The organism is Streptomyces sp. NPDC020875 (assembly GCF_040641415.1).
Classification (GTDB): Bacteria; Actinomycetota; Actinomycetes; order Streptomycetales; family Streptomycetaceae; genus Streptomyces.
The window spans coordinates 1-12,375 of record NZ_JBFADP010000102.1; the positions used below are offsets into that span (position 1 = coordinate 1).

A 12,375-nucleotide genomic window follows, 5' to 3' on the forward strand; every position below is an offset into this window, starting at 1 on the left:
CGCCCCGCCGGTGAGTCCGCGGACCGCCTGTGGCCGTTCGCGCAGTTCCGCCCCCTATGCCTTCGGCAATGGGGGGACCCCCAGCGCCTGGCCCTCCGGGTGAGGCCCGCGCCGTCTGTCCTGCCGAGCCGGTCTATCGCTCGCGCCTGCGGCCCGGTGGTGGGCCGTTCGCGCAGTTCCCCGCGCCCCTAAATGCTCTCCCGAGCACCGCTCCTGGGGGATGCCCGTCTTTCTGCGAGGGCGGCGAGGAGAGCAACCCAGGGGCGCGGGGAACTGCGAGAACAACCACGACGGCGGCGCGGACCGCGAACAACATCAGGTCGCCGGGCGCGGCCCGGGTAGTTCGGGGCGGCTCCCCGGAGGGCCAAGGCACTGGGCCCCATCGCCGAAGGCATAGGGGCACGCGGGACCGCGCGACCGGCTCACCCCCGGGCCGCGAGGCCGGGCGCGGCCCGGGGAGGGGGCTGCGAGGGCACCCCGCCGTGGGCTACGGGAGCGTCAAGCCCCAGGCGCCCGCGCGGACCGACCAGGTGCGGGTGCGGACCGGGCCCGTGATGACCGTGTCCGCGCGGTAGCGGAAGTCCGGGCCGGAGACCGTGACCGTGTGGGCCTTGACCGTGACCGGCGCGTCCGGGCCGGTGTTCGTGTGGCGGACGGTGATCTCGGCGCGGCCGTGGGCCGTACGGACCGTGACGTCGGTCACCTCCTGGTCGAGGTCGCACAGCAGCGCGCCGTCCGCTTCGACCCGGAGCCGCAGGCCCGGTCCGGCGGTGCCCACCGGGGCGACCCGGGGCCGTCGGCCGAGGACGGTCCGCCAGGCGCCCCGCAGCGGGCCGGGGCGGGTGCCGGGGGTGACGGGGATCGCCAGGTCGCCGACGACGACGCCGTCGCTCTCGTCGACCAGGAGGTCGAGTCGGCGTACCACCCCGTCCAGTGCCGCGCGGGCCGCCGCGACGGGCCCGGCGGGTACGCCGAGGGAGTGCGAGAGCCGGACGGCGGCTCCGACGGGTACGAGGGAGAGCGCGCCGTCGCCCAGCCAGCGGTCCCGGTGGAGCAGGGCGACCGCCCGCAGCAGTGCCCGGTCGTCGCCGATGATCACCGGCCGCCGGGTGCCGCGCCGCGCCAGGGCCCTGGCGAACTCCTCCGGGCTCTCCGGCAGACAGATCTTGGCCCGGGATCCACCGCACAGGACGTCCTTCGCGATCCGCGCCGATTCCCCGTCCTGACGGCGGGCGACCGGGTCGATGACCACCAGCAGCTGGTCGTGATCCGACACCTCGGTCCTTCCTCGGGTAGCATCTTTGTGCAAGAGCCCCTTGCGCGATTGCGCCAGGGGCTTCGTCTATTCCGGGGCAACCGGTCCGAGGGATCCAGGAAAAACACGGGACACACTGATCCCCCTGACCTTGGACATGCCCCGCCCGGAAGGGGTGTACGCCTGTGCCCGCACTTGTGCTGCTCGGTGCTCAGTGGGGTGACGAGGGCAAGGGGAAGGCCACCGACCTGCTCGGCGGGTCCGTCGACTACGTGGTGCGTTACCAGGGCGGCAACAACGCCGGTCACACGGTCGTCGTCGGCGACCAGAAGTACGCGCTGCACCTCCTCCCCTCCGGAATCCTGTCGCCGGGCTGTACCCCGGTGATCGGCAACGGTGTGGTGGTCGACCCGGCCGTCCTGCTCTCCGAGCTGAGCGGGCTCAATGACCGTGGTGTCGACACTTCCAAGTTGCTGATCAGCGGAAACGCCCATCTGATCACGCCGTACAACGTCACGCTGGACAAGGTGACGGAACGGTTCCTCGGAAAGCGGAAGATCGGTACGACGGGCCGGGGCATCGGCCCCACCTACGCCGACAAGATCAACCGGGTCGGCGTCCGGGTCCAGGACCTGTACGACGAGTCGATCCTCACCCAGAAGGTCGAGGCGGCGCTGGAGCAGAAGAACCAGCTCCTCGCCAAGGTCTTCAACCGCCGGGCGATCGAGACCGGCCGGATCGTCGACGAGCTGCTCCAGTACGCGGACCAGATCCGGCCGTACGTCGCCGACACGACCCTGATTCTCAACGACGCCATCGACGAGGGCAAGGTCGTCCTCTTCGAGGGCGGCCAGGGCACCCTGCTGGACGTGGACCACGGGACGTACCCCTTCGTCACCTCATCGAACCCGACCGCGGGCGGTGCCTGCACGGGCGCGGGCGTCGGCCCCACCAAGATCACCCGGGTCATCGGCATCCTCAAGGCGTACACGACCCGCGTCGGCGCCGGCCCGTTCCCGACGGAGCTGTTCGACGAGGACGGCGAGGCGCTGCGCCGGATCGGCGGCGAGCGGGGCGTGACCACCGGCCGTGACCGCCGCTGCGGCTGGTTCGACGCGGTGATCGCCCGGTACGCGACCCGGGTCAACGGTCTGACGGACTTCTTCCTGACGAAGCTGGACGTCCTCACCGGCTGGGAGCAGATCCCGGTCTGTGTGGCGTACGAGATCGACGGCAAGCGGGTCGAGGAGCTGCCGTACTCGCAGACCGACTTCCACCACGCCAAGCCGGTCTACGAGATGCTGCCGGGCTGGTCGGAGGACATCACCAAGGCGAAGACCTTCGACGACCTGCCGAAGAACGCGCAGGCGTACGTGAAGGCGCTGGAGGAGATGTCGGGCGCGCCGATCTCGGCGATCGGGGTGGGTCCGGGCCGGACCGAGACGATCGAGATCAACTCCTTCCTCTAAAGCACGCGTACGGTGCGGCGCCCGGCACGGAATCCACGGATTCCCGTGCCGGGCGCCTTCGTATGCTCATCGGTCTATTAGCTCCTGGGTGGGAACCCTCGCATATTCGTCCCCATTCGCGGCTACTCATGGTGTCGGTCTGTAGCACACCGTGAGTTCGTGAGTGAGTGAAGGGATGTGGGCCGGATGCGTCTGGGTCCGAGAGGTCCGCGGCTGAGGGGCGCGCGAGCCGTGACCGTCGTGTCGGCCGTCGCGCTGGCGCTGGGAATGCCGGGTGGCACGGCGACGGCGGGCGCGCCCGTACCGCTCGCCGAGGGGGCCGCCGCCGCGACCACGGTCCAGCAGGTCACCCTGCGGCTGTCGAGTGATCCGGGGCAGGTCGCCAACGTCAAGGGCGCGTCGACCGCCAACGGCGCCGAGGTCATCCAGTGGCCCTGGTCGGGCGCGGCCAACGAGCGGTGGGAGCCGGAGCCCGCGGACTGGGGCTACCACCGCTTCAGGTCGGTCCACAGCGGGCTCTGCCTCAATGTGGAGGGCGGCGGGAACGAGAACGGCGCCCGGGTCATCCAGTGGACCTGCGGCACCGCCGACAACGAGCAGTGGAGATTCGTCGCCAAGGGGCGGGGCTATCAGATCGTGGCCCGCTCCAGCGGCAAGTGCCTCAATGTGGCGGGCGGGGTGGGTCAGGGCCGTCAGCTGATCCAGTACACCTGTACGGCGAACGGCGCTGCCAACGATGTCTGGCTGCCGGTCTGGGAGCAGGTCTGACGGTCCGACGGGCCGGTCCGGCCGGCCCGAGTCGTCATCGTGGGTTGACACCCGGGTCGGGTGTCAACCCCGATCGTCTTACGGGCGTCGGCGGCGGCCGGGGTCCGGCCACCACCCGCCCCGGCGCCGGAACACGTGTTTGTCCAGCGTCGCGCAGATCCCGAAGAGCAGGGTGGACGCCGTGGCGGTCCACAGCACCGGGGACGACCAGGACTGGGCGGATGACACCATCTCGGTGTCGTTGTATTCGCACCACTGGTCGGGCGGAAAGACGTCGAATCCGGTGGCGGTCAGATCACCGGAAGACGAGGAGTAGCGGCAGTCGTTGGATTCGGGCAGCAGCAGCAGCGCGGAGGACGCGTAGGCGAGGCTCAGCGCGACGACGGACCAGCCGAACGCGATCCATAACGGGCTGCGGTAAGGGGGCGATTGGGGGGCGGGGTCGCAGGCGCTCATTCTCCGGGCCTAGGGGGTGGGGTCGGGTTCGGACACGGTGGACCTGTGGCGGTACGGGAAGTGGACCTGGCGTTGGCACGGGAATGGGACGCGGCCCCCGCTCACGAGGTTTCGCGCGACCGGAGAGATTGTCGTCATGTCCCCATCATGCCGATGCCTGCCCGCCTTGCGCCGCCCGGTCCGCCGTCCGGACGTGCCCTACTCGGCGGTACGGCTCGTCGTACCGCTTCCGATGCTTTTCGGCCGCCCGTCTGTCGGCCGGTCCGCCCGTATGTGACGGCCCGGGGCGGTACGGGCCCCGGGCATACGCCCCGGGCCCGTACCGCCGCCGTCCCGCCGTCCCTCCGCCGCCTTCCGCCGTCCGCTCCGAACCCGCTACCCCACGGCGGCGGGCGATCCCGCCGGATCCGCGGCCGGGTCGGCGAACTGGGTGCGGTACAGCTCCGCGTACCGGCCGTCCGCCGACAGGAGTTCGTCGTGGGTGCCCTGTTCCACCACCCGGCCCGACTCGATCACCAGAATCCGGTCGGCGGCGCGGACCGTGGAGAGGCGGTGGGCGATGACGAGGGCCGTACGGTCCGCCAGCGCCTCCGTCAGGGCGGCCTGGACCGCCGCCTCCGAGGTGTTGTCGAGATGGGCCGTCGCCTCGTCGAGGACGACGACGCGCTGGTTGGCCAGGAGCAGCCGGGCGATCGTCATCCGCTGGCGCTCGCCGCCGGAGAGCCGGTAGCCGCGTTCGCCGACGACCGTGTCGAGGCCGTCCGGCAGGGCCCGGACCAGCGGGGCGAGCCGGGCCCTCGCCAGGGCCGACCACAGGTCGTCCTCCGTCGCGTCGGGGCGGGCCAGCAGCAGATTGGCCCGTACGGACTCGTGGAAGAGATGGCCGTCCTGGGTGACCATGCCGACCGTGGCGCGCAGGGACTCGGCGGACAGTTCGCGGACGTCGGTACCGCCGATCCGTACGGTGCCCGCGTCGACGTCGTAGAGCCTGGGCAGCAGCGTCGCGATGGTGGACTTGCCCGCGCCCGACGTGCCGACCAGGGCGATGGTCTGGCCGGGTTCGGCCCGGAACGAGACGCCCTTGAGGACTTCCTCGCCGCCCCGGGTGTCGAGCGCCGCGACCTCCTCCAGGGACGCGAGGGAGATCTTGTCCGCCGCCGGGTAGCCGAAGCGGACCCCGTCGAACTCCACGGACAGCGCGCCCTCCCGCGCCTCCCGGGCGTCCTCGCGGTCCTCGATCAGCGGCTTCAGGTCGAGGACTTCGAAGACCCGCTCGAAGCTGACCAGCGCGCCCATCACCTCCACCCGTGCCCCGGCGAGTGCGGTCAGCGGGGCGTAGAGCCGGGTCAGCAGCAGGGCGAGGGCGACGACGGCGCCGGGCTCCATGCTGCCGCGCAGCGCGTACCAGCCGCCGAGGCCGTAGACCAGGGCCAGCGCGAGGGCCGAGACGAGGGTGAGGGCGGTGATGAAGACGGTCTGCGCCATCGCGGTCCGTACCCCGATGTCCCGGACCCGCGCGGCCCGTTCGGCGAACTCGCGGGACTCCTGGCCGGGGCGGCCGAACAGCTTGACCAGGGTCGCGCCCGGCGCCGAGAACCGTTCCGTCATCCGGGTGCCCATCTCGGCGTCGAGCCGGGCCCCTTCGCGCTGGAGGGCGGCCATCCTGGTGCCCATCCGCCGGGCGGGCAGTACGAACACCGGCAGCAGTACCAGCGCCAGCAGGGTGATCTGCCACGACAGAGTGAGCATCACGATCAGGGTGAAGAGGAGGGTGACGATATCGCCCGCGACCCCGGACAGCGTGCTGCTGAAGGCCCGCTGGGCGCCGATGACGTCGTTGTTGAGCCGGCTCACCAGGGCGCCCGTCCGGGTTCTGGTGAAGAAGGCGACGGGCATCTTCTGTACGTGGTCGTAGACGGCGGTCCGCAGATCGAGGATGAGGCCCTCGCCCAGCCGGGACGACAGCAGCCGCTCGACGACGCCGAGTCCGGCCTCGGCGACGGCGATCACGGCGATCAGCAGCGCCAGCCGGATCACGGTCGCCGGGTCGCCGCCGCCGACGATGGTGTCCACGACCCGTCCGGCGAGTACCGGGGTCGCGACGGCGAGCAGCGCCGTGAGGACGCTCAGTCCGAGGAAGCGGATGATCCGGCCCCGGTGCGGGCGGGCGAAGCCGGCGATCCGGCGCAGGCTCGCCCGGTTGAACGGACGCCGGTCCTGCTCGGCGTGCATGGCTCGGTATGCCTGCGTCCAGGCCGTGGTCTCCATACTCATACCGGGACCGTAAAACCTCGACCAATGTTGAGGTCAACTGCGGGCCGGGATTCCGGGCGATCTGGCGTACAGGCCCCGCCCGGGCCCGAAGCGCCCTACGCTCGTCCCGCGCGGCGCGTACGGACGGAGGCACCGATGAGAAACCCGGGCGGCGATCCCGGATCGCTGACGATGTATATGACGGGGGGACCGGTCGCCGTACCGGCCACCATCTCCGGTGTACGGGACGCCCTGCCCGAGACCGAACGCGCCCGGTTCACCGACGAGATCGAGTCGATACCGGCCGACGGGCTCCAAATGGCGCTGATGCGCTGGGCGATGCTGATCCCGACCGAGCAGGACGCGGCCGAGGAGGAGCTGGCCGCCCGGCTGATCGCGGGCGACTTCTCCGGGGTGACGTACACCGACGACCTGGGCGACGACGAGTACCGGGGCGCCCCGTGACGTACCGGATCGCCTATACCGACGAGGCGGGCGCGGGCCGGGCCGCCCTCGGCCGGATACGGCGGAAGGAGTTCGACACCGGGGTGGCGGCGCTCTGCCGCGATCCGTACGGCGTCGGATCGTGCGGGGTACGCGGCAACCGGGACCGCCGGGACGCCTCCATCGGCCGGATCGCGGTGGTCCGCTACGAGGTCAGCCCGGGGGTCGTGACGGTGACCGTGCTCCGGGTCGTCCCCGCGCCCTGAACCCGCGCCCCTGGTACGGGGCGTGAGACCCCCGGGCCGGGGCCGTTCGGACCCGGGGGCCGGTCTCGTACGAGACGGCGGACTGCCTGTATCAACGCCGCCTACGCCTGCTCCGCCGGGTCCTCCGCCTCCTCCGGCCTGCACAGCACCGTCCGCAGTACGCCCTCCAGCAGGGCCGCCGCGTCCGGGGCGAGGACCGGACTCCGCCAGGCGACATGCCCGTCGGGGCGGACCAGGACCGCGCCCGAGCCGGTGATGCCGTACGCCTCCGTCCAGTCGTCCGCGATCTCCCCGGGCAGCGCCCCGAGGACCCGCGCCGACAGCGGCACCCCGAGCCGGTCCGCCGCCCGCCCGGCCGCCGCCGTCCACTCGGCGCCCCCGTCGGCGGCGGTGAGCAGGGTGAACCCGGGCCCGAACAGGTCGAGTACGGAACCGCCGTCCGGGCCCAGCGGCAGATGCGGCGCCCGGTGTCCGGGCCGGGCCGTGGGCCGGTAGTCGGTGTACGGGTCGGCGACCTGCTCGCCGGGCTCCGGCTCCGGCTCGGGGACCAGCGCCCCCTCCGCGTAGTGGAAGCCGAGGATGATGCCGTCCTTGACGCGCCGCTTCGGCAACTCCTCCCGCCAGCGGTCCCAGTTGCCGGTGGCGATGGCGTCCGCGTTGTTGGCCCGGTCCTCGCGGGCCGTCCACTCGGCGACCGGGCGGCGCTCGGGGTCGTAGCTCTCCAGGAGTTCCGGGCCCGCCCAGCCATGGACGACGGCCGCCAGCTTCCAGGCCAGGTTGTGGACGTCCTGGACGCCCAGATTGAGGCCGGAGCCGCTGAACGGGGTGACCAGATGGGCCGCGTCACCGGCGAGATGGACCCGGCCCGACGAGAGCCGTTCGGCGACCTGGCTCCGGCTGGTCCAGTGCGATTCCTCCAGCACCTTCACCGCCAGCGCCGGATCGCCCGCGACGGTACGGACCAGATCCGCCGGGTCCGCGGGGGCGGCCGTGTCCGCCGGGTCCTCCAGGATCCGGTTGAACGTCCACCGGTCGGGGACCGATGTCGGCTGGAGGTAGCCGCGCACCCCGTCGGCGTCGAGGAAGGTGATGGTGGCCCGCAGCTCCCCGATCAGGGGGCCGAGCGCCGCCTCGAAGAGGACCTGGTGGTTCTCGGTGACGGGCCCGCCGCCGAGCAGCTCCGTACCGGTGGAGCGGCGGACGGCACTGTGCGCCCCGTCGCAGCCGACCAGTTGGCGGCAGCGGATCCGGCGGGGTGTGCCGTCGGGGCCGATCACGGTCGCCGTGACCCGGTCGCCGGAGGTCTCGACGCCGGTGAGGGTCGTGCCGTACCGGATCCGGCCGGCGTCGAGCCGCCGCCGCAGTACGGACTCCACCACGTCCTGCGGGCACATCACGGTCGACGTCGGGCTGAACGACGCGCGCCGCCCGGCGACCAGACTCTGCGCCAGCAGCGTGTCCGGGGTGTCCAGCGCCGCGAGGGTGGTCGCGAAGACGAACCGCAGCCCCGCCCGCTCCTGGGCGAGGGCGGCGCCGGTGATCTCGTCGGCGACCCCGAGGGTCCGGAAGACCTCCATACTGCGGGCGTTGACGGCCCGGGAGCGCGGCAGGACCGACGGCGCGGTCCGCCGCTCGATCAGCAGATGGGGGACGCCGAGCCGGTCGAGGAGGAGGGCGAGGGTCAGCCCGGCGGGCCCGGCGCCGACGACGAGTACGGGTACGTCGTCGCTGACGGGCACCGGGTCCGAAGCGGCGAGCGGGGCGGTTCCCCGGGCGGAGCCTGCGGAGGCCGTGGTCACGGGATGGTCCTTTCGAGTACGGGTTCGCCCGCGGGCCCGCCCGCGGCGGGATCGCCCCGCCACCTGCGGGCCCGGCGGCGCAGCGGGCCGATCAGCAGATGCTCGGCGAGCAGGGCGACGGCCACCGCGACGGCGGCCCAGGCGAAGACCTCGTCGGTGGCGAGGTTGGTACGGGCGGTGGCGATCCGGGCGCCGACCCCGTCCGGGGCGGCGAGCAGTTCGGCCATGATCACGGTGCGCAGCGATGTGGTGGTCACCAGCGCCACCGAGGCGAGCAGGGGCGCCGTCAGGGCCGGGAGCACCAGATGGCGCAGCCGGTGGACGAGCGGTACGCGGAAGGCGGTGGCCATCTCCCGGAGTTCGGGGTCGAGGGCGCGCACCGCCTCGGCTATCGCGACCGCGACGACCGGCACCGACACCAGGGTGGCCACGAAGACCGGCACCTCGCCCCCGCTGCCCCACCAGACCATGCCCATCACGACGGGCACGATCGGGGGGATACCCAGCAGCATCGCCCGCAGCGGTCTGCCCAGCCCCTCGGCGATACCGCTGCTACCGCTGATCAGCCCCCAGGCCACACCGATCAGCAGGGCCAATACGGACCCGGTGAGGGCGCGGCCGAGACTCCGTACCACCTCTTCCCAGAGCACCCCGTCGGCGGCGAGCCGCCCCAGCGCCTCGGCGGTCTCGGCGGGCGACGGGACGAGGACGGCGGGCTGCCGGGCCGCCCACAGCTGCCAGAGCCCGAGCAGTACCGCCGTACCGGCGGCGACGAGCGCCGTGTCACGAGCCTTCCGTGACATAGAGTTCCGCACCCGGCACCTTCCCTCCCAGCAGGGCCGGCGAGGCGGCGGCGAGCTCCTGGAAGAGGGCGGTCAGCTCGCCCTTGACGTCCTTCGCGGTGCGGTACGCCGGGTCGAGGCGGCCGAGGAGCCCGGTGATCAGGGGCTGCGGCGCGCCGGTGCGCTCGGCGACGCCGGGCGCGATGTCGCCCGCGCGGGAGACCGCGTTCTGGGTGGAGCGGGCGAGGGCCTGGTGGAGCGTACGGACGACCTCGGGGTTGGCGTCGGCGTACTTGCCCCGGACGCCGATGGCGTAGGTCGGCAGGGTCTCCCGGCCGGTCTTCTTCTTCCACTCGGCGCCCAGGGTGAGGACCGGCTTCTTCGGCTTGCCCGCCGACTTGGCGCGGGCCGAGGCCAGGCTCGCCTGGTGCTCGGGGAGCAGCGCGTAGTCGGCCTTGCCCGCGCCGACGGCGGTCAGCAGGTCGGGCAGACCGGGGTGGTTGACGACGGTGACGTCCTCGCCGGGCGTCAGCCCGTTCTGCTCGGCCAGGCTGCGGAAGAGGACGTCGTTCACATCGCCCTTGAAGGCTATGTGCACGGTCTTGCCGCGGAGCGACTCCCAGGTCGTGCCCGCGTCCGCCGGTCCCACCAGGACGTCGACCGGGCCGTCGAGGACACCGAGGATCCGGACGTCGACGCCCCGGCTGTGCAGATTGGCGGCGATATTGCTGGGGAGCGTGAGGACGTCGACGGAGCCGCTGGTGAGCTGGGTGCGCATCTCGTCGGGGGTGCGCAGGGCGCTGAAGGAGACCTTCCCCGCCTCCGTCTTCAGCTCGGAGTCGGTCCGCAGTCCGGCGGTGACGGCGTCGAGTACGGCGTTCGGCGCGACGCCGATCCGCAGCCCCGACGACTTCCCCTCGTCCCCGGAGTCCCCGCAGCCGGTCAGCAGGGCCGCCGCCACCAGGACGTGGGCGGTCACCGCGAGCCGGACACGGGAGGAACGGGGGGTACGGAGGACGGGCGTGATCACTCGGGCGCTCCTGAGCTGTAGGTGTGGTGCGGTCCTGAGGGGGTCGCCGCCGGGGTGGCGGGGTCGTGCGCCGTGCTGGGTACGCGGGGGCCCGTGGTGCCCGGGGTGCGGGTGTCGGCGGATGCCGGGGCTTCGGGCCCGGGGGCGCCTTGGGCGTCGGGGCCGGTGAGGGCGGCGACGATCTCCGCTTCGGCCCGGGCCACGGCCTCGCCGTCCCGGCCGCCGTCCGGGGTCGGCCCCAGGGGCAGGATCCGGTGTCCGCCGGGCCGGATGATCAGTGCCTGCCGGGCGGTGATCGCGGCCTCGTGCGGGTCGTGCGTCGACCACAGGACCGTGGAGCCCGCGTCCCGGGCCAGCTCCAGCAGGGTCCGCCGCACCTCGGCGCGGAGCGTGATGTCCAGCGCCGATACGGGTTCGTCGAGGATCAGCAGAGGGGCCCGTACGATCAACGCCCGGGCCAGGGCGACGCGTTGGCGCATTCCGGTCGACAGGGCGGCGGGATACGCGGGGGCGGAATCGGCCAGTCCGAGCCGGGTCAGCAGCGAGTGGGCGTGTTCGCGGTCGGCGTCGGAGGGGCGGCGGCCGAGGGCGAACACCACATTCTCCAGGGCGGTCCGCCAGGGCATCAGCCGCGGTTCGGCGAAGGCGTAACCGACCCGGCCGGGCGCGGTCACCGCCCCCGTCGTGGGCCGGTGCAGCCCCGCGGCCAGCCGTAACAGGGTGCTCTTCCCCACCCCGGAGGGGCCGAGTACGGCGAGGACGGTCCCGGCGGGAACATCCAGGTGGAGATCGTGGAACAGCCGTCGTGAGCGGTACGCGTGCCCGACGGCGCGGAACGTGACTCCCCCTGCGGACATTCGCCCCCCAGAACGTGTCGGATCTCGATCCGTCGGCCAACTGCCGTCTGCCCGCGGCCCGTCCATGGCCCGATCAGCTAAGGCGAGCCTAACTATAGAGTACGACTCCAATCAACGCCGCGCCCGTTACCGGCCGGGTATCGCGCGTGATGGGTGCGGCGGTTGCGGATGCGAAGGCCGCTGGCGGGATCTGACCCTTGGCGGGAGCCGTCCCGGACTGTCAACCTGTCGGCTCCGCCCGCGATGTGACGGGCGGTACGGAAGTGACGGGGCAGACGTGTGCCCCGGGACGGACGCGATGGGTCCGTCGCGCCATTCACCCGATTGCGTACGGGTGCGTCCGGGTGTGTCCCCGGCGGGGTCCGCGCGGTCCGACGCCTACGGCACGCCGGGACCTCGGCTCGGGCGGTCTCCCGCCCGGTCTCCCACCCGATCTCTCATCCGGTTTCTCATCCGATTCGAGCAGGAGGTTCGGACATGCGGTTACGGAGCACCCTCTTCGCGGCCCTGGGCGTGGGATGCGCCCTGGTGGCCACCTCGGCCGCCCCGGCGTCGGCCGCCCCGCAGGTGCGGTTCGCGAGTGTGGCCACCGGCAAGTGCCTCGACAGTAACGGCGCCGGGAAGGTCTACACGCTGGGCTGCAACGGCGGCGCCAACCAGCGCTGGACGGTGGAGTTCAACGGCACCGGAGGCGGACTGATCAAGAACGTGGCCACCGGCAAGTGCCTGGACAGCAACGGCGCCGGTGATGCGTACACGCTCGGCTGCAACGGTGGCAACTACCAGCGCTGGACGGTACGGGAGTCGGGCGCGGGCGTCGTCGTCTGGCGGAACGCGGCCACCGGCAGGTGCCTGGACAGCAACGGCGCCGGGAGGGTCTACACGCTGGGCTGCAACGGCGGCGACTACCAGCGCTGGCGGTCCTGACCACCGGTTGCGACTTCGGCCTCACCCCCGAGGACACCTGGACGCTCTTCCACTCCAGCGCCTTCGACT

12 protein-coding genes are annotated in these 12,375 nt (G+C 72.5%); 5 read left to right on the top strand and 7 right to left on the bottom strand.

Going from position 1 to position 12,375, the window contains the following annotated elements; translation table 11 throughout:
• Window positions 1–487 precede the first annotated feature (487 nt).
• Window positions 488–1,276 carry a diacylglycerol kinase gene (locus tag AB0G74_RS33385; protein ID WP_361154206.1) on the bottom strand — a complete coding sequence of 263 codons (789 nt, stop codon included), beginning with the start codon at window positions 1,274–1,276 and terminating at the stop codon, window positions 488–490.
• A 164-nt stretch (window positions 1,277–1,440) separates the two neighbouring features.
• Here AB0G74_RS33385 and AB0G74_RS33390 point away from each other — a divergent pair, with 164 nt between their 5' ends.
• Both AB0G74_RS33390 and AB0G74_RS33395 read left to right on the top strand, forming a co-directional pair.
• Window positions 1,441–2,724: an adenylosuccinate synthase gene (locus AB0G74_RS33390; protein WP_361154209.1), complete on the top strand. Its 1,284-nt coding sequence runs from the start codon at window positions 1,441–1,443 to the stop codon at window positions 2,722–2,724.
• 231 nt (window positions 2,725–2,955) lie between these two features.
• The gene (locus AB0G74_RS33395; protein ID WP_361154212.1) at window positions 2,956–3,492 is read left to right on the top strand and encodes an RICIN domain-containing protein; all 537 of its coding nucleotides are present in this window, start codon (window positions 2,956–2,958) and stop codon (window positions 3,490–3,492) included.
• A gap of 78 nt (window positions 3,493–3,570) precedes the next feature.
• On the opposite strand, the gene AB0G74_RS33400 is transcribed toward AB0G74_RS33395, so the two are convergent.
• Both AB0G74_RS33400 and AB0G74_RS33405 read right to left on the bottom strand, forming a co-directional pair.
• The gene (locus AB0G74_RS33400) at window positions 3,571–3,948 is read right to left on the bottom strand and encodes a hypothetical protein (protein ID WP_361154214.1); all 378 of its coding nucleotides are present in this window, start codon (window positions 3,946–3,948) and stop codon (window positions 3,571–3,573) included.
• A gap of 375 nt (window positions 3,949–4,323) precedes the next feature.
• On the bottom strand, window positions 4,324–6,222 hold the full coding sequence (locus tag AB0G74_RS33405; protein ID WP_361154217.1) for an ABC transporter ATP-binding protein: 1,899 nt from the start codon (window positions 6,220–6,222) through the stop codon (window positions 4,324–4,326).
• A gap of 135 nt (window positions 6,223–6,357) precedes the next feature.
• On the opposite strand from AB0G74_RS33405, the gene AB0G74_RS33410 reads away from it, so the two are divergent.
• Together AB0G74_RS33410 and AB0G74_RS33415 are read left to right on the top strand one after the other, a co-directional pair.
• Window positions 6,358–6,666, top strand: coding sequence for a hypothetical protein (locus tag AB0G74_RS33410; RefSeq protein ID WP_361154220.1), 309 nt, complete (start codon window positions 6,358–6,360; stop codon window positions 6,664–6,666).
• Entirely contained in the window at window positions 6,663–6,911 is a 249-nt protein-coding gene (locus tag AB0G74_RS33415; protein ID WP_361154222.1) for a hypothetical protein, read from the top strand. The genes AB0G74_RS33410 and AB0G74_RS33415 overlap by 4 nt, the downstream gene beginning before the upstream one ends.
• Window positions 6,912–7,012: 101 nt before the next feature.
• Here AB0G74_RS33415 and AB0G74_RS33420 read toward each other — a convergent pair whose 3' ends face one another.
• The 4 genes from AB0G74_RS33420 to AB0G74_RS33435 are packed head-to-tail and all read right to left on the bottom strand — an operon-like array spanning window position 7,013 to window position 11,379.
• Window positions 7,013–8,710, bottom strand: a complete 1,698-nt coding sequence (locus tag AB0G74_RS33420; RefSeq protein ID WP_361154224.1) for an FAD-dependent monooxygenase — start codon at window positions 8,708–8,710, stop codon at window positions 7,013–7,015.
• On the bottom strand, window positions 8,707–9,513 hold the full coding sequence (locus AB0G74_RS33425) for an ABC transporter permease subunit (protein ID WP_361154227.1): 807 nt from the start codon (window positions 9,511–9,513) through the stop codon (window positions 8,707–8,709). Before AB0G74_RS33425 ends, AB0G74_RS33420 begins: the two co-directional genes overlap by 4 nt.
• A complete protein-coding gene (locus AB0G74_RS33430; RefSeq protein WP_361154230.1) occupies window positions 9,494–10,522 on the bottom strand; it encodes an ABC transporter substrate-binding protein in 1,029 nt (342 codons plus the stop codon). The genes AB0G74_RS33425 and AB0G74_RS33430 overlap by 20 nt, the downstream gene beginning before the upstream one ends.
• A complete protein-coding gene (locus AB0G74_RS33435; RefSeq protein ID WP_361154233.1) occupies window positions 10,519–11,379 on the bottom strand; it encodes an ABC transporter ATP-binding protein in 861 nt (286 codons plus the stop codon). Before AB0G74_RS33435 ends, AB0G74_RS33430 begins: the two co-directional genes overlap by 4 nt.
• 477 nt (window positions 11,380–11,856) lie before the next feature.
• Here AB0G74_RS33435 and AB0G74_RS33440 point away from each other — a divergent pair, with 477 nt between their 5' ends.
• Window positions 11,857–12,306, top strand: coding sequence for an RICIN domain-containing protein (locus AB0G74_RS33440; RefSeq protein WP_361154236.1), 450 nt, complete (start codon window positions 11,857–11,859; stop codon window positions 12,304–12,306).
• Window positions 12,307–12,375 lie beyond the last annotated feature (69 nt).